This window comes from Streptomyces sp. NPDC002181, assembly GCF_042890485.1.
Classification (GTDB): domain Bacteria; phylum Actinomycetota; class Actinomycetes; order Streptomycetales; family Streptomycetaceae; genus Streptomyces.
The window spans coordinates 72,221-89,765 of sequence record NZ_JBIASC010000021.1 but is presented as its reverse complement, the minus strand read 5'-3'; the positions used below and the strand labels follow the sequence as shown (position 1 = coordinate 89,765).

Sequence of the window (17,545 nt, the reverse complement as noted above, 5' to 3'; positions counted from 1 at the left end):
TGCTCCCCGCCCCGGTCCGCACCTGGCTGGAGAACGCCTACGGCCACGGCATCGCCGACGTCTTCCTCTACGCCGCCCCCACCGCACTCCTCGCCTTCCTCCTCTGCGTCTTCATCGAAGAGGCCCCGCTGCAGACCACCGTCGCACCGGCCCAGTCCGCCGAGAAGCAGGCCGCGTAACCGCTCCGCCCGGACGTGTCCTTCCGGGTACCGCGGCCCCGGCTCGGCCCACGTACCGGCCGTGAACCCGCCACTCCGGCTGCACGCCGATCCGCCGCGGTGCACACCGAACGAACCCGTAGAACCCACCTGTTCATCTGTCATGCGCGGCCGCTGAGGCCCGCCGCACCATCTGAGAGGTACCCCGTGAACCACATCCACTCCGAGTCGCCGGCCGAAATCGTGGCGCGGCTGCGCACCACCTTCCGCACCGGCCGTACCAAGCCGCTCGAATGGCGCACGGCGCAGTTGCGCGGGCTGCGGACCATGCTCACCGAGGGGGGCGCCGATCTGGCCGCCGCTCTGTACGCCGACCTCGGCAAGCCTTCGGGCGATGCGTACCGCACGGAGATCGATTTCACGATCCGGGAGATCGACCACACGCTCGACCACCTCCAGGACTGGCTGGCTCCAGAAGCGGTGGCGGCCCCGCGCCACCTGGGGCCGGACGCATCGGCCTGGACGCAGTACGACCCACTGGGAGTCGTACTGGTGATCGCCCCCTGGAACTACCCCGCCGGGCTGCTGCTCAACCCGATGGTCGGCGCGCTGGCCTCAGGGAACGCCGTCGTGGCGAAGCCGAGCGAGCTGGCCCCCGCCACTTCCGCAGTGCTGGCCAGGCTGCTGCCGGCCCACCTCGACACCGAAGCGGTGGCCGTCGTCGAGGGCGGGATCCCCGAGACCACCGCGCTCCTGGCCGAGCGCTTCGACCACGTCTTCTACACCGGCAACGGCACGGTCGGCCGCATCGTCATGCGGGCCGCCGCCGAACACCTCACCTCCGTCACCCTGGAACTGGGCGGCAAGTCCCCGGTCTTCGTCGACCGCGGCACCGATCTCGACGTGGTCGCCGAACGGCTGGCCCGCGGCAAGTTCCTCAACGCCGGACAGACCTGCGTCGCGCCGGACTACGTGCTGACCGACCCGCAGACCGCCGCCGCCCTCGAACCCGCCCTCGCGCGCGCCATCGAGGGGATCTACGGAACCGATCCCGCGACGTCAGGGGAGTACGGGCGGATCGTCAACGAGCGGCATTTCGACCGCCTCGCGGGCCTGCTCGGCTCCGGCCGCGTGGTGGTGGGAGGAGACAGTGACCGGACGAACAAGTTCATCGCCCCGACCGTCCTGGCAGACGTCGACCCCGCCTCCCCGGTCATGCAGGAGGAGATCTTCGGCCCCATCCTGCCGATCGTCACCGTGACCGGCCTCGACGAGGCGATCGACTTCGTCAACGACCGTGACAAGCCGCTGGCCCTGTACGTGTTCACCGAGTCCGACGACACCCAGCGCCGCATCGCCACCGAGACCTCCTCCGGCGGCCTCGGCTACGGCCTGCCCGTGGCCCACCTCACGGTCCTTGAACTGCCGTTCGGCGGTGTGGGCGAGAGCGGCATGGGCAGCTACCACGGCCGGTACTCCGTCGAGACCTTCAGCCACCGCAAGGCCGTTCTCGCCAAACCGCTGGCCTGAGACGCCGACCCCATCCAAGCGCTCACCGCGCACGACATCAGATGAAGGAGACTCGAATGAAGATCGAAGCCGCAGTGTTGCGCGGTGCGAGTGACCCGTACGTGATCGAGCCGGTCGAACTGGCGCCTCCCGGCCACGGCCAGGTGTTGGTACGCATCGTGGGCGCCGGGTTCTGCCACACCGACATGCTGCCGAGAACGCCCGGGTTCATGGCGCGGCCGCCCGTCATCACCGGACACGAAGGCTCCGGGATTGTGGAGGAGGTGGGCCCCGGTGTCACCGGAATCGCCCCCGGCGCTCACGTCGTGCTCTCCTTCGACTCCTGCGGAACGTGCCGGAACTGCCTCGCTGCCCACCCGGCGTACTGCGAGGACTTCTACCGCCTCAATCTCACCGGCTCCGGCTCCGGCTCCGGCTCCGGCTCCGGCTCCGGCTCCGGCTCCGACGGGGCCGGCCCGGCCATCGACCACCACGGGCGCCCCGTGGCGGCCCGCTGGTTCGGCCAGTCGTCGTTCGCGACCCATGCGCTGGCCACCGCACGCAATGTCGTCGAGGTGGACAAGGACCTGCCGCTGGAGCTGCTGGGCCCGCTGGGCTGCGCGGTCCAGACGGGCGCCGGTGCGGTTCTCCTCGCCCTGCGGGTCGGGGCAGGATCCAGCGTCGTCGTCTTCGGGGCGGGCGGGGTGGGCCTGTCCGCGATCATGGCTGCCAGGGTCGCCGGGGCCACCACGATCGTGGCAGTGGACCTGAACGAGGACCGGCTGTCCCTGGCCCGCGAACTCGGCGCCACCGCCACGGTGCACGGTGGGGACGACGACATCGTGGAGCAGCTGCGCGAACTCACCCGGGGAGGAACCCAGTACGCCCTGGACACCACCGGGGTCCCCGAAGTCATCAACACGGCCATCGACGCCCTGCGACCCACCGGTACCGTCGGTCTGATCGGCGCCCCGTCACGGCCTCTGACCCTTCCTCCCGCCGCCCTGACACAGGGCAAGAACGTGAAGGGCATCATGGAGGGTGACGCCGTGCCCCAGCTGTTCATACCGCAGCTGCTGCAGCTGTGGCGGGACGGGCGCTTCCCCTTCGACCGCCTCGTGCGGACCTACCCGCTCAGCGCGATCAACGAAGCCGAGCGGGACGCGGCGGCAGGCACGGCCATCAAGCCGGTGCTGCTGCCGGGCAGCTGACCCCGAGCCCCCGAGCCCCGGTTTCCGGTTCAGCCGCTCGGGCGGTGCTCCCGAGTTCGCTCGGTGCCTTGACGGCGCATCTCTTGACGGTGCCGGCTTCGGCGAGGCGGGTGAGAAGTGGCACGGCCCGCCTCCGCGCGGTACCCGTCCACATCGGCCAGGAGCTCGGCAGCCGCCATGGCGGCGTACCCGTCCCAGCCCCGTTGCTCCAGTTGTCCGGAGCAACGGGGCCGGCCCCCGTCAGGGCTGCGGATGAACGCCGCGAAGGAGACGGGGCGAGGTCGGCTGGATGCGCGGACGGCTCCCCGGCGTGGGAGCGCGGTGCGTCAATGGCGGCAGGACGGCCTGACGCGGAGTAGCTCGGTTCGCAGTACTGGTGTGCCGTCGACCGGTGCCGGGTCCTCCGCGGTCGGCTTGATTCCTCCGGCGGCGGTTTTGTCGAGCGTCACCAGGCCGTCGGGGCCGACCGTGCCGAACACCGTGTAGTTCGGCCGCAGTGCGGAGTCGCCGTAGACGACGAAGAACTGCGATCCGTTCGTGTTCGGGCCGGCATTGGCCATCGCCAGCAGGCCGCGCCCGTACAGGCGGCGCGCGCCGGTCGGATCGGTCGGCGCGGGTGGCAGATCCACCGGCAGTTCGTCTTTGTACTTGTAGCCGGGCCCTCCCTCGCCGGTACCGGTCGGGTCGCCGCACTGCAGGACCTTCAGCGTCGGATACGCCGTCAGGCGGTGGCACACCGTTCGGTCGTAGAATCCGTGCCGTGCCAGGTGCAGGAAACTCTGGACCGTGCACGGCGCTTTGGCCTGGTCCAAACGCAGGGGGAGGGGGCCCTGGCTGGTCGTGACAGCCATGTCCACCGTGCCACGGCTGGGGGTGTGCCGTGGGTCAGGCGGCAGCGGAACAGGACGCGCGGGCGGCTCGTCCGGGGTCTGTGCGTACTGGCAGGGGCCGTGCGTGGTGCGTGGCGGAGCGCCGTCGGAAGCGCTGGCGGCACTTCCTCCGGACACGACTAAGGCCACGGCCGCGAATGTGCTGATCAGTGCTCGGTTCATCTCGTGCGCCCTCCTGATGATCGCCAGGTTTTGGAGCGGTCGCAGTCTAGGGCGTGGTTGGTTCGGCGGGAATGGTGAACGACAGGAGGAGGGCCCGGCCGGGCTGACGGCCGGGGAGGTCGGATCTGACCGGGGGGCGTGGCGAACGAGCCCGCCCTCGGCCGCTGCCCGGGACGGTCACAGCTGTCGGCGCCACTGCGGCAGGCTGTACGGGCTGCCGCAGTGGCCCGTGGCCGTCAGTGCTGGGGGATCTCTCCGTCCGTGAAGTCCCGAAGGCGATCCCGGCAGTTGGGACGCCCCTCAACCGGCGGCAGCCCGGCAGCCCGGCAGCCCGGCGGCCCGGCAGCCTCAAAGCCGGTCGGTCACAGGATCGGACGTATCGCGCAGTGCGGCAACAGGTCGCGGCTTTTCATGCGGTAGCGGCCCGCGTGTTCATGGCCAGGAGGACCCGGGGCTCTGAGAGTGTTGACGTGAGCTGGCGCAAGACCGCGACCGCACACCGTCGTTGCTGACCGGGAGAGAAGTGTGACCATCAAGGACATCGGGCCGGAACCCCAAAGCTTCGACCTTGAGAAGGCGACGCTGGAGAACACGCACTATCGCGAAGTCGCCTGGTCTGGGAAGTACCTTCAGTTGACCCTCATGTCGATTCCGGTGGGTGAGGACATCGGCTTGGAGGCGCACCCGGAGACCGACCAGTTCCTACGGCTCGACGCAGGTCGAGGCCGCGTCCAAATGGGGCCCTCGAAGGATCAACTCGACTTCGACCAGGAGGTCGAGGACGGCTGGGCGATCTTTGTGCCCGCCGGCGCTTGGCACAACGTCACCAACATCGGTGAGGAGACCCTGCAGCTCTACGCCGTGTACGCGCCCGTCCACCATGCACCGGGCAAGATCCATGCGACAGCCGCCGACGCGGAGCGGGACGAGGACTCGGGCGACGACGAGCCGCCGAGTTGGTCGGTCCAGCCTGTCCGGCAGCCATCGGACGAGCACGCCTGAGCAGCGAGGTCCTACCGCGACTGCAGTCCCCGGCTCCGAGGCGGGCCGAGCCGAGAGCATCACGATCTCCCCTCGCCCGCCGGAGTCGTCCGCAGACGCAGACGCAGACGCCGCGCCGACGCAGGCGCAGACGGCCCGTCGCCCGGCAGCCGGGGCAGCCGATACCGGCGCGGCCGCCCGCAGCTACATGGCCCGTCTCCGCCCGTCGTGCCGTCGTGCCGCCGTGGCGTGTGGCCGGAGCGCTCTGCGCGCTATCGCTCCTCGCGCCCGCCCGCCCGGGCGGGCGCCGTCGCCGTACCCGTGGGCGGCGGGACCGACCACCGCCGGGGTTACTTCGCCAGCTGCTTTCGCCAGCGGTCGCGGTGGAAGATCGGTTCGACGGCGACGACGCAGAACGCGTGCATGGGCTGGTCCGTGCGTCTGGGGTCGAAGAATCCGGCCATGTCACCGAGAAAGCTTTCGCCGTGCCGGTGGATGTGGGGGTCTTGGACAACGCGATCGCCGAGGTCGGTGAGCCAGTCCCCGATCCAGAACAGGAGTTCGGCGCGGGCGGTGATGGTGATCGTCCCGGCGTGCTCGCTGAACCGTGCGGGGTGGCGATCTGTTCGACGGTGAACGTCGTCGGGGCGGTCCGGTGGACGTGCGGCGGGGGCGGTCACCTGCAAGGGAGCCGAGGAGCGGCGCATGCTGCGCCGCAGGTCGGGCCAGTCGGAGGGGCGCAGCCCCGTGTCCTTGCGGGCCAGGAGGACGGGCAGCGCAGGAGTGTCGCCGCCCGCGAGGGCCGTAGGCCGGGAGCCCGGGGGGAGCGGGATGTAGATCGCGCTGCGTGAGCTCGTCGCGGCGACGCGGAACAGAGCGCCAAGTCGAAGGAGATCGGCGCGGCCGGCCTTCAGATATACGACTTGGTGGTGGGGAGGGTAGAGGAACGTATTGCGGAGCATGGGACCTGTGCTCAGGATCCGGCTGAGCCCGGATCCCGGACGGGCGACTGGATGGCTCGTCACCCCCAAGCGCATCCGGTCATCGCCAGCCCCCATGCGCCAAGTACAACAGGTGAGCCCGTGCCCGTCACACTCCTTTTCGCCGCCCGTTTCCGACCCCGGCGAGGCCGATCGCGCAAGCGCACCCACGACCGGGGGGCACCAGGGCACCAGGGCACCAGGGCACCAGGGCACCAGGGCACCAGGGCGTCACGGCCCTCGCCGACCGCTCCTTCGAGGTCCGACGGATTGCGGCTGCGGACCGCGGGCGTAGTCTGAGGTACTGGAGACTGAGACCCGTGCCGAAGGCCTCTTGCGGGTCCGTCGGCAGGCGAGCGGATCCACCCAATGAACGCTGACCAGTACCCGGCCATCTCGGACTACGCCTTCCTCAGCGACGGGCACTCGCTCGCGCTGATCGGGCGCGACGCATCGGTGGAATGGGCGTGTTTCCACCGGTACGACGCGGCACCCGTCTTTGCCCGTCTCCTCGACCGGAGGAAGGGCGGGTACTTCCGCATCGCGCCGACCTCGCCGTTCGAGACGACCCGGCGCTACCTGCCCGACACCAACGTCCTGGAGACCACGTTCCGGACGGCGGACGGGGTCGTGACCGTCACCGACTGCCTCCCGGTCCACGAGGACCCCGCCCACCCCGGCCGCCCGGCGAGGCGGAGTCCGGGGCACGTGCTCCAGCGGCATGTGCGCGGTGTGTCCGGTGCGGTCGAGATGGCCGTCGAGTTCTTCCCCACGTTCGACTTCGCACGGTCACCGGCCGCCTTCTCCCGCGTGGAGGGTGCGGGCGGGACCAGCGTCCTACGGGCGTACGGCGGGACGGAGGCGCTGGTCCTGCGCAGCGCCCTCGGCAGCCTGGAGCCGGCCCCGGTTCCCGCCGACACGGACGACGCGGACTACGCGGACGACGCGGACGACGCGGACGCTTGCCCGGGCCACGTGTCCCGGGCGGTGGTCACGGCCGGCTCCGAGTCCGTCGTCACCCTCGTCCGCACAGGGGCGGGCGACCCCGTCCCCCGGCCGCTGTCCCTCCGGGAACTCGACGACCGGCTCGCGGAGACCGTCACGTACTGGCGCGAGTGGGCGGGCCGCTGCACCTACCGGGGCCCCTACCGAGATGCCGTCGTCCGGAGCCTGCTCGTCCTCAAGGGGCTGATTTACGCCGAGACCGGCGCGATCGTCGCCGCGCCCACCACATCGCTGCCCGAGGAGATCGGCGGGGAGCGCAACTGGGACTACCGCTACACCTGGCTGCGCGACGCCGCGGCCATGCTCGCCGCCCTCGCGGGGAGCGGCTACCCGGACGAGGCCCGGCACTTCTGCGACTGGCTGATCGGCGCGACCTCAGGCGACGCGAAGGAGCTCCGGGTGCTGTACGGGATCGCCGGAGAACGCGAGCTCGACGAGGTGTGCCTGGACCATCTGGAGGGCTACCGGGGCTCGCGCCCGGTGCGCGTCGGCAACGGGGCGTGGGAACAGTTCCAGCTCGACGTCTACGGTGAGCTCCTCGCGGCTCTGGACCTCGCGATGCACTTGCGCGGCGGCGACTACCGGCCGGAACGGGCGGTGTTCGTTCATGACGTCGTCGAACTGGCGGTGGCCCGATGGCGGGAGGCGGACGAAGGCATCTGGGAGGTCCGCTCAGGGCGCCGGCACTACGTGTTCTCCAAGCTCATGGCGTGGATCGGACTCGACTCCGCGATCCGCATACTCGACCGCCACCCGGACGAGGTGCGCGGCCCGGAACTGCGCAAACGGTGGGTGCGCGAGCGGGAGGAGATCCGGGCCGAGATCGAACGCCGGGGCGTGGACCCCGAGACCGGTGCGTTCGTGCAGGCGTTCGACAGCTCGGCGCCCGACGCCACGGCCCTGCAGGCGATCCTGCGCGGATTCGTGGCTCCGGACGATCCGCGGGCGGCAGCCACCATCGACCTGATCGAAACGGAGCTCACGCGGGACGGCCACGTATACCGATACCACGGGGGCGACGGGCTGAAGGGCGGGGAAGGGAGCTTCGTCCTGTGCACGCTCTGGCTGGCCAGTGCGCTGGCCTACGTGGGCCGCATGGAGGAGGCCGAGCAGCGGCTGGGCCTGGTCCTGGGCTGCGCCAACGACCTCGGACTGCTCGCGGAGGAGTACGACCCGCTCACGCGCAGCCAGCTCGGCAACTTCCCGCAGGGCTTCAGCCACCTCGGCGTCATCGCGACGGCGTACGTCATCGAGGTCGCCAAGCGGCAGGGCGAGGGTCCCGGGCCGTCCTCCGTGGCGGAGGACTACATCGACAAACTGGCCAGGGCCAGGCGCGCGACGCCATGACCGCCCCTGCTCCCGCCCCGCCCGGAGCGGCCGACGACGCCCGCCGAACGGTGCCGCCGGGTTCGCCCTCCGGCTCGGCTCGCGTACTGATCCGCTGACTCCGAGCTCCACACGGAAGTACGACTTTCTCGCGTCCGCGGCCGCTGCGCTCCGGATGACCGGCGCAGAGGTGTTCCGCGTGCACGACGAGCGCGGTTTCCCCGGGCGGCTGGGCCGTGGCCGGTCAGGTTGACCGGCTCCGCTTTCCTACAGAGAGCCCTTCAGGTAGACACGGGTGTGCGTGACCTGCGAGGCGGACGCTGAGAAGGCGATCGAGCGGGTTTCGCTGGCGGCCGACACGTCGAGGCGGCCCGGCGTACCGCCGTCGCCGATCCGTACAGCGCGCTTCGCATCCGCCAGGATGCCCGACACGCGCAGTCCGCTCACCCCGGTGAACTCGATCCAGAAGCGCAGGGTGTTGTACGCCGACTCCGTCCACTCCGGCTTCGGGTTGGCCGGAAGCTGCGAGGTCTCGAAGGAGAAGGTCACCGAGGTGCCCCGCTCGTCGATGTGGACGTGGAAGAAGTCGCAGGTGTCCAGGCCGGGCAACGACGCCGGGCCGTAGAGGGCCCGCAGCTCAGGCCATTCGTTCGAATCAGTCATCTCACACACGCTCGTAGAAGGTGTTCACGTACACCTGAGGCAACGCCGGGAAGAGCCGGCTCTCCAGTGCTCGGCTGAAGGAACGCGAGCCGCTGTCGCCGCCGTCGGCGTCTTGGGTGAAGAGGCTGATCTTTCCCGCTTTGACAGAGGCGTTCGCGGTGAACGACAGGCCGACGCCAGGAGCCGCAACCTCCACCTCCAACCTGTCTCTGGAAGTGGACGCAGCGCGACATCCGCCGTGACCGGCGGCTGCCATCCCTCCATGAGGAAGTCCTGGACCATCATGAACTGGATCTGGCATTGCATGGTGTCACCCGGCGTCCCCTCCCAGCGGTCGGGGGACCGCGGCAAGTCGAGCCTGAGGGTGACGGTCGGGTCCCAGCCGTCCAGGTGCACCGACCGCAGTCGGACACCCGTCAGATCGGGAACCTCCTCGTAGTAAACGGCGAAGTCCGCGTTCACGATGAAGTCAGTCCAAGTCATGGCAACAGTGTGGCTCCGTCCCTGATCTCTGGCCGTTCCGGGGCTCGTCACCGGGCCGGACGTGGACATGAGGCGGTTGATACCCGGGCTCGCCCGGCTTCCGGTGACCGAAGGCGAACATCTCCTCGCACACGGCCTTGGTCCGTGCGTACGGGCTCTGCGGCGCGAGCGGCGAATCCTCGGCGACGGTCGAGCCGTCCTCGTCGTCGAAGTCGGATGCCGAGAGGATGTATCGATCCTCAGCCCCGGCCGGACAAGGGCCCGCAGATCAGGCGGTCCCGCGTACCTATAACTGCCCCAGCAAGTTCACACTGGCCAACGAAACCCCCGCCCGAGGTCAGGGCCTGGGGAATTTCGCGAACTGACTCCTGGGGAACAACGAGGACGTTCACAGCAGGAGGTAAGGGCGGGAGAGTTCAGCGGAGACGGGCCCGGAGATGGCTGGAAGGCGAACCAGGGTTGTCGACCGAGGGCGAACATCGCGGCAACTGCGCGTAAGGCGTCGTCAGTACATGCGGGGAGGGGCAGGCCGCGGACGCGTCGGGGCCTTTCGAAAGCGCACATTCGATACCGAGCACATCGAGGATAGGTACGTTCGATGAACGTTTGAGGGGACGTCATCACGTAGCCGTGGGTGGGTGGTGGCGCGGCTTGGGGGTTCTCTGTGGGGTTTGACGAGGAGTGGGGTCAGCTGCGGGCTCAGGCAGCCGAACGCGTGGCTTCAGGCGAAGCGATGCCGCTGGCTGGGGCGGCGGCTCCCTCGCCGGTCGAGGTTGGTCCGCTCGAGGAGGCTCGGGAGGCGGTGCGGGAGCGGCTGGCGGATTTCCGTGGCCGGGTGGTACTCATTCCGCTGGATGAGGAGGGCGGGTTGTGGACCGCTGAACTCGGTGGTCTGGACTGGATCTGTGTGCACCCGCCAACAAGGTAGGCGTCAGCAGGGAGCTCGGGCCTGGCCAGGATCCTGAGATTTTTGATGGAGGGTACTGGCGCACGTTCCTCCCGATGGCCCAGTGAAATGGAAATGGGAATTAATGTGAAGATCCTCGGTTTCTGTGAAGAGTTTTGGTCGGCGAAAGCCGGTGAATCGAAGGCGAGCGTCCGGGATCTCGTCCGAGAGGCTGGCGAAGCCGACGAGTTCACCCTCCTTGAATATCTCGATAGCGGCTACGAGATTCTATCCTTCATGGGGTCGGCGAATGATGTGCTCGGATCGGACGAGCGAATCCTGGGTGGGGACAACATTCTCACTGATGGGGAATGGGTGTGGCGCGGAGACTTGTGGTTCTATGTGGCCACCTATCACGTTTCGCTTCCTGGTGAATTCCTCCGGAAGGTCCGTTCCCGCCGCTACGTCATGCCGGAAGTCAGTCGAGATGATCGACTGGCTGTCTACGAGGAAGTCCGTCGAATCCTGTAGGACGCGTCCGATGTCGTGGCGGGTGGCGGGCCGTTGGTTCTTCGAGCCGAGCAGCCGGCCGGTTCCGGGCCTGGTGGGTTTCGCTCTGGTCGGCTGCCAGCCGTGGCTGCGGTGGCTTGGCCGCCCCGCGCCCCACGACGACCCGGCTGCCAGATCGGGAAATGCGACAGAGATCGCTGCGTAGCGCCATGCCGGCGAGGTCGTCTGCGGCAGACCTGCACGCGCGATCGTCTGGAGCGCGATGAACCGGATCTGGGCCGGAACCGACAGCGGCGAAACTCGCCACCACTGCGTCGCCATCAACCAGGACGGCGCGAAGCTGCTGTCGTGGCGGGTGTCGAACGGAGAGCCTGAGCTACTACAACTCCTCCAAGATGTCCTCGCTCTGGGAGACCGCATCACCTGGGCCGTCGACATGGCCGGGGACGAGCCTGCACTCCTTCTGGCCTGATCGCTGGACAGGACCAGGAGCTCCTCCTGCCAACCAGCCGTAGCCCAACCAGGAGCGGTTCGTCTCGGCGTGGGGGAGCCGAGACGTCTTGGACGTGGCCCTGGTCCGCCCGGACCTGGTGGCGGAGGCCAGCGCCTTCCGTTCTGGGGACCGGGGCGGGGCCGGTCGCGGCCGCCGAGCCAGTGGTGGCCGAGACCGGCGTATGCCGAAGGTGGATCCGAACAGGGAACCCGCAGGCGTAGAAGGCCTCTCGGGTTTTTGCTACTCGATTCCGTCGGTGTTCAAGCTGTTCTGATACCTGTACAGGAAGCTGTGGGTTTCCTTGTCGTCGGCCGGGCGCCTCTCCTCCGAGTAGCGACTGTCTGCCCATGAAGTCTTTCCCGACTTGCGGATATACAGTTGGCCATCCGAGATTGAGTACTCGGTGTATTCGGTGAGGTTCTTGCCGACGTATGGCACCGTCCTCTCGAACCCGTCGTTCTGATCCAGCAGTTGCTGGCGCACGCTCGCCGTAAGGCGCATCCCGACCCCCTTGGTCCTTTGCTCGCCCGCTCGCCGTTGTTGCCACCGGAGCATCCGGCGGTGTCGCGGGCGTGGGATGCACAAGTACCAGCGGCATCATCACCATCGCAACCATTGGCCCGTGCTTCCTTCCGCATCGGCCCCGGTCCGGACGGCGTACGTGGGTGAGGCCCGGTCCCCGGTCCCCGGTGCAAGGGGAGGCAGCGATCCTGCAGTGACCGGAGACGTAGCGCCGGAGCGGCAGTTGAAAGTGGTCGTCGCCGATGACCAGGCCGCTGTCCGTGAATCCCCTGCCGCGGCGGACGGCACCGAGGCGCTGGCGGCCGTCGCCGCCGGCCCGGTGGAGAGGCAGTCGCACGGCCGAGCTGCTCGGAGATGTAGGTCCCTCCCGGTTGGGGGGACTTTGACTGGCCGGGTGCTGGGCCGTATGTCAGTGCGCGGTGACTGAATACGCGGCGAGCGCGCGGTTGCCGCGGGGCTTGGCGATGGACCGGAGAACGTCGGCCTGGCTCAGGACGAGCTGTCGCACCGACTCGGGCAGCACGGCCAGACGCTCCTCCGTTGCGACCAGGTCGAGGCAGGCAGCGACTTCCCAGTCGCCGTCCTGTAGCTCTTCGGTATCGACCGGACTGCTGCCGTCGGCCGTCCAGCCGGTCTCGGGCAGGAGCCGTAGTAGGCCCTCACGGGAGAAGGGCGTGCGGACGTTGCCCTGGCCGTGCGAGCCTGCTGCCTCGGTCTGCCCCTGGATCAGCACGGCGAGGAGGTGCGCCAGCTGGTCGTCGGATGCAGGCGTCAAGTCCCACTCGGTGAACCATAGCCGCCGCGCCCACGGCCGTACCCGGGCCAGTGTGTCTCGCAGTTGTCCGAGCGATGCGAAGTACCAGGAGCAGTGCGCGAGCACCACGTGGTCAAAGGTACTTTCGGGGAAGTCGACTGACGGGTCGAGGATGTCGGTGCCGAAGCGGAAGTCGATGCGCGGCCCGAGCGGGCCCGACAGGAGCCGGGCTGCCGAATCCCCGAGCGTGACCGGCGTCCCATAGGAGGGTTCGGCCACGTCGACGGCCACCACGCGCCCATCGGGGCCGACCGCCTCTGCGAGGACGGCGGTCATGTCGCCCTGACCGCAGCCCAGTTCGAGGACGGTTGAGCCCGGTGCGATGTGCCAGCCCGCCACGAGCGCGGCGCGGTGGCGAGTCTGGGACAACTGGATGTCCGGACTGTGATCGGCGGCGGCCATGCCGGCTGCGAGCGAGGGGGCCTTGGCGAGGAGATCGGAGTGATTCACAAAGTCCTTGGTGGTATTCGACGGGTCGGTGCGGGTCGAGCGTATGAGACGTGCAGGCAACGGCGCCTCCGATTTCCCGGACGTCACCGGACGATGGCGGCTCGCCCGTCGGTTCGCGGCCAAGCCCTCCGGCAGGGCCTGCCACCGCCGCGTCGCCCTGCCGGCAGAACGGGAGGAGACCCGGGCGCGCCACGAGGGGGATGTTCGCCCGTCATCGTTCGCGGGCGTCGCCGGAGAGGACGAAGCCGCTGTAGCCGTTTCGGGCGGCCGCGTCGCACGCGGCCCGGTACCGGTCCAGTCCGCCGGTGTAGGCCAGGAACACCTTCGGTTTTCCGGGGACGTTGGATCCCATGTACCAGGATTCCGCCGCCGGGTACAGCGTCCGGTTCGCGAGCTCCGCGACGTGGGCGCCCCAGGCGTCCTCCGCCTCCGGAGCGGCATCGATTTCCGTGAGGCCGCGGCCGATCAGATGTGCGATGCAGTCGGTGATCCACTCCGCCTGCTGCTCAAGGGACACCGCGATGTTGCTGAGCACGGACGGGCTGAGCGGGCCGAGTACGGTGAAGAGGTTGGGGAAGCCCGCCGACATGAGCCCGAGGTGGTTGCGGGGGCCGTCCGCCCACTTCTCCTTCAAGCTGACGCCGGCCCGGCCCACGATGTCGATGGCGAGCTGGGATCCGGTCAGCGCGTCGAAGCCCGTGGCGAAGACGATCGTGTCGAGGGCGTGTTCCCCCTCCGTGGTCAGGATCCCCCGCGGCGTGATCGTCTCGATCGGGGTCGCGCGGAGGTCCACCAGCGTCACGTGGGGCAGGTTGTAGGCGGCGTAGTAGCCGGTGTCCAGGCAGGGGCGCTTCGTCGCGAACGGGAACGTGCGCGGGGAGAGCGCCTCGGCCGTCTCCGTGTCGTCGACGATCGACCGGATCTTGGACCGGACGAACTCGGCCACCGTCGCGTTGGCCTTCTCGTCGGTCATGACGTCGGTGTACGTGCGGAGGAACCCGCTGAGCAGTCCCGACCCCCAGGCCGCCTCGTAGGCGGCCGTCCGCTCCGCCTCGTCGGCCGCCAGGGCGGAGCCGGTCGGCGGTTCGAATACGGTACCGCCCCGGGAGAGCCGCTGGGCCTGGCGGAACTGCGGGTACCGGGCCTTGAGCTCGGCGGTCTCGGCGCCGAGCAGCGGGCGGTTGTGGGCGGGCAGCGCGTAGGCCGGGGTCCGCTGGAAGACGGTGAGTGCGGCCGCCCGCTCGGCGATCACGGGAACGGCCTGGACCCCGGAGCACCCGGTCCCGATGACGGCGACGCGCTTGCCGGTGAAGGAGACCTCCCCGCGCGGCCAGCGGGCGGTGTGCAGGACCTCGCCCGGGAAGCTGTCCTGCCCGGGTATCCCGGGGTCCTTGGGTACCGACATGCAGCCCGAGGCCAGGACGAGGAACCGGGTGGTGACGGTGCGCCCGGTGTCCGTGGAGACGCGCCAGGCGTGCGTGGTGCCGTCGTACGCGGCGCTCGTGACACGGGTGCGCAGGGTGACGTCCCCGCGCAGGCCGAAGCGGTCGGCGACGTGGTGGACGTAGCGCAGGATCTCCGGCTGGGACGCGTACCGCTCGCTCCACTCCCACTCCTGGTCCAGTTCGGGGGAGAAGGAGTACGAGTACGACATGCTCTCCACGTCGCAGCGTGCGCCGGGATAGCGGTTCCAGTACCAGGTCCCGCCAATGTCCTCGCCGGCCTCGAAGACCGCCACCCGTAAGCCGAGCGCACGCAGCCGGTACAGCTGGTAGAGCCCCGAGAGCCCGGCGCCGACGACGACGGCGTCGACCCGTTCGGCGCCGGGGGCGGTGGTGGTTCCCATCGATTGCTCCATCTCCCCGCACGCGGCACGCGGCACGCAGCCGCCCCGTCGGGGACGGCGTCGGCAGTGGCGGGTGCGGTGGTGGGTGCGGTCGCCGCGCGTGGAGCCGGCGGGTGCGCGGGGGCGCGGCGGCACGGGAGCGACATCCTGGCGCATGTCCGGCGTTGCGGGAAGTGGGGGTGGCCCGGCACTGCGGTTCGTCGGCCACCGTATTCCGGGGGTACCCGCACCCGAACGCATTGTCGTCGGGAATCCGCCAACTACCCGTAGAAGTAGGGTTATTGGCGGATATTGGGCCGTGACGCCCCCTTCGTGGACGAGGTAATCTTCAGGCAAAGATGTGTTCGCGAGGTGGTCAAGTGGATCACCGAGTGCCGTCCCGTCCCATCCCGTCCCGCATCGGCTCACGGCGCGGGCGGTGGCGAGCGAACACCGGCGTCATGCCCCTGGGGCGCGCCGATCCACCCATCGACTGATGACCTGAACACACCGCGCCCGCACACCCTCGTGGGCGCAGGAGAAAGGCCACCATGAAGTCCCTGGTTGACAACGCACGGTCCTTCACGGCCCACGTGGCGGAACGTGCCCAGGAGTTCCACGCCCTCGAGGCCGGACAGAGCCCCGAAGTGCTCTTCATCGCCTGTTCCGACTCCCGGGTGGTGCCGTCCCTGATCACCGGCGCCCGTCCGGGCGAGCTGTTCGAGCTGCGGACGGCGGGCAACATCGTCCCCGCGTACAGCGGCGGCCGTCCCTCTGCCGAAACGGCCACCATCGAGTACGCGGTACGGGTGCTGGGGGTCCGCGACGTCATCGTGTGCGGGCACTCCCACTGCGGGGCGGTCAACGCCCTGGTGAGCGGCGGCGACCTGTCCGGCCTGCCCGCCGTTCGGAGCTGGCTGGAGCACGCGGCCGGCCGGCCCGAGACGACGGCGCCCCTCTCTCCGGACCTCGCCGAGGCTGTCCAGCGCCACGCGGTCGCCCAGCTGGAGCGGCTGTACGAGCACCCCTGTGTGGCGGAACGGGTGGAGGCCGGGACCCTGGCGGTCCACGCCTGGTACTACGAGGTCCACACCGGGGCTGTGCGGGCGTACCAGTCGGCCGCCGGCTCCTTCCGGCCGCTGTGACCCTCATCCGCCCTCCCCACGGGCCGCCTTCCCGCCTTCCCCTTCCGCTTCCGCCGTGCGAGGAAGTCCACTGATGCTCTCCACCCTCAAGAAGCCCGCCCATCTGCGACGAGACCTCCTGGCCTCGCTCGTCGTCTTCCTGGTCGCCCTGCCCCTGTGCGTCGGAGTCGCCGTCGCCTCCGGGGTACCCGCCGAACTGGGACTGGTCACCGGGATCGTCGGCGGTCTCGTCGTCGGCTGCCTGCCAGGCAGCAGCCTCCAGGTCAGCGGCCCGGCAGCGGGTCTGACCGTACTGGTCTTCGAGGCCGTGCAGGAGTTCGGCCTCGGCGCCCTGGGAGCTGTCGTCCTGCTGTCCGGACTCGCCCAACTCGCCATGGGGGCATTCCGGTTCGGCCGGTTCTTCCGTGCGATCACCGTGGCTGTGGTCCAGGGCATGCTCGCGGGGATCGGGCTCGTCCTGATCTTCGGGCAGCTCTACACCATGGCCGGCGTCGAGCAGCCCCGTTCGGGACTCGGCAAGATCGCGGGGATTCCGCGGCTGGCCACCGAGATCGCCTCCACCGGCGCCGTCCTGACCTCCTTCGCCGTCGGCGCGGCCACCATCGCCGTCCTCCTCCTCTGGAAGAGGCTCCCGGCCAGGGTCCGGGCGGTCCCCGCCCCGCTGGCCGCGGTCGCGCTCGCCACCGCGGTCACCGCCGCGGCCGGCTGGTCGGTCCCCCGCGTCGACGTACGGGGGCTCCTCGCGGCCATCCAGCCACCAGGACTGTCGGACTTCGCCGCGCTGGGCAGCCTCGCGGCCGTCGGCACGGTCATCGCCTTCGCCCTGATCGCCTCGGCCGAGAGCCTGTTCAGCGCCGCCGCCGTCGACCGCATGCACGACGGCCCGCGGACCGACTTCGACAAGGAGCTGATGGCGCAGGGCGCGGGCAACGCCATCTGCGGCGTGCTCGGCGCCCTGCCCCTGACCGCCGTCATCGTGCGCAGCGCGGCCAACGTCCAGGCCGGAGCCAGGACCAAGCTCTCCCGTGTCCTGCACGGGCTGTGGCTCGTGCTCTTCGCCGCCCTCCTGCCGGCCGCGATCGGCGTCATCCCCCTGGCCGCCCTCGCCGGCGTCCTCGTCCACGCCGGCTGCAAGCTCATCCCCGTCAGGGATCTGCTCCCGCTGTGGCGTCACCACCGCGGTGAGGCCCTGGTCCTGGCGGCCACCGCGATCGCCATCATCGTCACGAACATGTTCGAGGGTGTCCTGTTCGGCATCGCCCTGGCCGTGGCCAAGAGCGCCTGGGAGACCTCGCACGTCCACCTCGACGTGCACGAGACGACGGACGGCCGGTTCCTCGTCACCCTCAGCGGTTCCGCCACCTTCCTCCGGCTGCCCCGGATGCTCGAGACCCTCGAAGGCCTGCCCTCGGGGCACCCCGTGGAGCTTGACCTCTCCGGGCTCCGCCACCTGGACCACGCCTGCCGCACCACCCTGGAGGGCTGGGCGCAGCAGCGCGGGGTCACCATCGAGGTTCCGGCGAGGCCCTGAA

16 protein-coding genes and 2 pseudogenes are annotated in these 17,545 nt (G+C 69.8%); 10 read left to right on the top strand and 8 right to left on the bottom strand.

Annotated elements, in window-relative coordinates; translation table 11 throughout:
- From ACFYXV_RS33095 to ACFYXV_RS33085, 3 genes and pseudogenes are all read left to right on the top strand, one after another.
- Nucleotides 1-179: pseudogene (locus ACFYXV_RS33095) on the top strand (MFS transporter); the annotation flags it as partial.
- A 186-nt stretch (nt 180-365) separates the two neighbouring features.
- Complete coding sequence (locus tag ACFYXV_RS33090; protein WP_389384950.1) at nt 366-1,688, top strand: aldehyde dehydrogenase family protein; 1,323 nt, start codon at nt 366-368, stop codon at nt 1,686-1,688.
- A gap of 56 nt (nt 1,689-1,744) precedes the next feature.
- Nucleotides 1,745-2,878 carry an NAD(P)-dependent alcohol dehydrogenase gene (locus ACFYXV_RS33085; RefSeq protein WP_389384949.1) on the top strand — a complete coding sequence of 378 codons (1,134 nt, stop codon included), beginning with the start codon at nt 1,745-1,747 and terminating at the stop codon, nt 2,876-2,878.
- Nucleotides 2,879-3,204: 326 nt separating this feature from the next.
- On the opposite strand, the gene ACFYXV_RS33080 is transcribed toward ACFYXV_RS33085, so the two are convergent.
- Nucleotides 3,205-3,729 carry a peptidylprolyl isomerase gene (locus ACFYXV_RS33080; protein ID WP_389384948.1) on the bottom strand — a complete coding sequence of 175 codons (525 nt, stop codon included), beginning with the start codon at nt 3,727-3,729 and terminating at the stop codon, nt 3,205-3,207.
- A 726-nt stretch (nt 3,730-4,455) separates the two neighbouring features.
- On the opposite strand from ACFYXV_RS33080, the gene ACFYXV_RS33075 reads away from it, so the two are divergent.
- The gene (locus tag ACFYXV_RS33075; RefSeq protein ID WP_385473670.1) at nt 4,456-4,932 is read left to right on the top strand and encodes a cupin domain-containing protein; all 477 of its coding nucleotides are present in this window, start codon (nt 4,456-4,458) and stop codon (nt 4,930-4,932) included.
- A 329-nt stretch (nt 4,933-5,261) separates the two neighbouring features.
- Here ACFYXV_RS33075 and ACFYXV_RS33070 read toward each other — a convergent pair whose 3' ends face one another.
- Nucleotides 5,262-5,873 carry a hypothetical protein gene (locus ACFYXV_RS33070; RefSeq protein ID WP_389384947.1) on the bottom strand — a complete coding sequence of 204 codons (612 nt, stop codon included), beginning with the start codon at nt 5,871-5,873 and terminating at the stop codon, nt 5,262-5,264.
- Nucleotides 5,874-6,260: 387 nt separating this feature from the next.
- On the opposite strand from ACFYXV_RS33070, the gene ACFYXV_RS33065 reads away from it, so the two are divergent.
- Nucleotides 6,261-8,243, top strand: a complete 1,983-nt coding sequence (locus tag ACFYXV_RS33065) for a glycoside hydrolase family 15 protein (protein ID WP_389384946.1) — start codon at nt 6,261-6,263, stop codon at nt 8,241-8,243.
- A 246-nt stretch (nt 8,244-8,489) separates the two neighbouring features.
- Here the strand turns inward: ACFYXV_RS33065 and ACFYXV_RS33060 are convergent, their stop codons facing one another.
- The 3 genes from ACFYXV_RS33060 to ACFYXV_RS33050 form a co-directional block, all read right to left on the bottom strand.
- Entirely contained in the window at nt 8,490-8,885 is a 396-nt protein-coding gene (locus ACFYXV_RS33060) for an Imm50 family immunity protein (protein WP_389384945.1), read from the bottom strand.
- A gap of 1 nt (nt 8,886) precedes the next feature.
- Nucleotides 8,887-9,141: a hypothetical protein gene (locus tag ACFYXV_RS33055; protein ID WP_389384944.1), complete on the bottom strand. Its 255-nt coding sequence runs from the start codon at nt 9,139-9,141 to the stop codon at nt 8,887-8,889.
- Nucleotides 9,142-9,354: 213 nt separating this feature from the next.
- A complete protein-coding gene (locus tag ACFYXV_RS33050; protein ID WP_385473721.1) occupies nt 9,355-9,489 on the bottom strand; it encodes an HNH/endonuclease VII fold putative polymorphic toxin in 135 nt (44 codons plus the stop codon).
- A gap of 912 nt (nt 9,490-10,401) precedes the next feature.
- Between ACFYXV_RS33050 and ACFYXV_RS33045 the strand changes: the two genes are divergently transcribed.
- Nucleotides 10,402-10,785, top strand: a complete 384-nt coding sequence (locus tag ACFYXV_RS33045) for a hypothetical protein (protein ID WP_389384943.1) — start codon at nt 10,402-10,404, stop codon at nt 10,783-10,785.
- Nucleotides 10,786-11,026: 241 nt separating this feature from the next.
- Nucleotides 11,027-11,236 (top strand): transposase, encoded by a 210-nt coding sequence (locus tag ACFYXV_RS33040; protein ID WP_389384942.1) that lies wholly within the window; start codon nt 11,027-11,029, stop codon nt 11,234-11,236.
- 261 nt (nt 11,237-11,497) lie between these two features.
- On the opposite strand, the gene ACFYXV_RS33035 is transcribed toward ACFYXV_RS33040, so the two are convergent.
- Entirely contained in the window at nt 11,498-11,758 is a 261-nt protein-coding gene (locus tag ACFYXV_RS33035) for a hypothetical protein (protein ID WP_389384941.1), read from the bottom strand.
- A 214-nt stretch (nt 11,759-11,972) separates the two neighbouring features.
- Here ACFYXV_RS33035 and ACFYXV_RS33030 point away from each other — a divergent pair.
- Nucleotides 11,973-12,104 (top strand): annotated as a pseudogene (locus ACFYXV_RS33030) (DNA-binding response regulator); the annotation flags it as partial.
- A gap of 84 nt (nt 12,105-12,188) precedes the next feature.
- Here ACFYXV_RS33030 and ACFYXV_RS33025 read toward each other — a convergent pair.
- Together ACFYXV_RS33025 and ACFYXV_RS33020 are read right to left on the bottom strand one after the other, a co-directional pair.
- Entirely contained in the window at nt 12,189-13,043 is an 855-nt protein-coding gene (locus ACFYXV_RS33025; protein WP_389384951.1) for a class I SAM-dependent methyltransferase, read from the bottom strand.
- Nucleotides 13,044-13,254: 211 nt separating this feature from the next.
- Nucleotides 13,255-14,889 (bottom strand): flavin-containing monooxygenase, encoded by a 1,635-nt coding sequence (locus tag ACFYXV_RS33020; protein WP_389384940.1) that lies wholly within the window; start codon nt 14,887-14,889, stop codon nt 13,255-13,257.
- Nucleotides 14,890-15,419: 530 nt separating this feature from the next.
- On the opposite strand from ACFYXV_RS33020, the gene ACFYXV_RS33015 reads away from it, so the two are divergent.
- Nucleotides 15,420-16,013: a carbonic anhydrase gene (locus ACFYXV_RS33015; protein ID WP_389384939.1), complete on the top strand. Its 594-nt coding sequence runs from the start codon at nt 15,420-15,422 to the stop codon at nt 16,011-16,013.
- 73 nt (nt 16,014-16,086) lie between these two features.
- Nucleotides 16,087-17,544 carry a SulP family inorganic anion transporter gene (locus ACFYXV_RS33010; protein ID WP_389384938.1) on the top strand — a complete coding sequence of 486 codons (1,458 nt, stop codon included), beginning with the start codon at nt 16,087-16,089 and terminating at the stop codon, nt 17,542-17,544.
- Nucleotide 17,545 lies beyond the last annotated feature (1 nt).

Excerpts from the sequence above, each read along its gene's own strand:
- ACFYXV_RS33050 (WP_385473721.1), bottom strand. The coding sequence starts at position 9,489 with ATGTTCGCCTTCGGTCACCGGAAGCCGGGCGAGCCCGGGTATCAACCG.
- ACFYXV_RS33040 (WP_389384942.1), top strand. The coding sequence starts at position 11,027 with ATGAACCGGATCTGGGCCGGAACCGACAGCGGCGAAACTCGCCACCAC.
- ACFYXV_RS33020 (WP_389384940.1), bottom strand. The coding sequence starts at position 14,889 with ATGGGAACCACCACCGCCCCCGGCGCCGAACGGGTCGACGCCGTCGTC.
- ACFYXV_RS33055 (WP_389384944.1), bottom strand. The coding sequence starts at position 9,141 with ATGGCAGCCGCCGGTCACGGCGGATGTCGCGCTGCGTCCACTTCCAGA.
- ACFYXV_RS33010 (WP_389384938.1), top strand. The coding sequence starts at position 16,087 with ATGCTCTCCACCCTCAAGAAGCCCGCCCATCTGCGACGAGACCTCCTG.
- ACFYXV_RS33035 (WP_389384941.1), bottom strand. The coding sequence starts at position 11,758 with ATGCGCCTTACGGCGAGCGTGCGCCAGCAACTGCTGGATCAGAACGAC.
- ACFYXV_RS33060 (WP_389384945.1), bottom strand. The coding sequence starts at position 8,885 with ATGACTGATTCGAACGAATGGCCTGAGCTGCGGGCCCTCTACGGCCCG.
- ACFYXV_RS33080 (WP_389384948.1), bottom strand. The coding sequence starts at position 3,729 with ATGGCTGTCACGACCAGCCAGGGCCCCCTCCCCCTGCGTTTGGACCAG.
- ACFYXV_RS33085 (WP_389384949.1), top strand. The coding sequence starts at position 1,745 with ATGAAGATCGAAGCCGCAGTGTTGCGCGGTGCGAGTGACCCGTACGTG.
- ACFYXV_RS33065 (WP_389384946.1), top strand. The coding sequence starts at position 6,261 with ATGAACGCTGACCAGTACCCGGCCATCTCGGACTACGCCTTCCTCAGC.
- ACFYXV_RS33070 (WP_389384947.1), bottom strand. The coding sequence starts at position 5,873 with ATGCTCCGCAATACGTTCCTCTACCCTCCCCACCACCAAGTCGTATAT.
- ACFYXV_RS33015 (WP_389384939.1), top strand. The coding sequence starts at position 15,420 with ATGAAGTCCCTGGTTGACAACGCACGGTCCTTCACGGCCCACGTGGCG.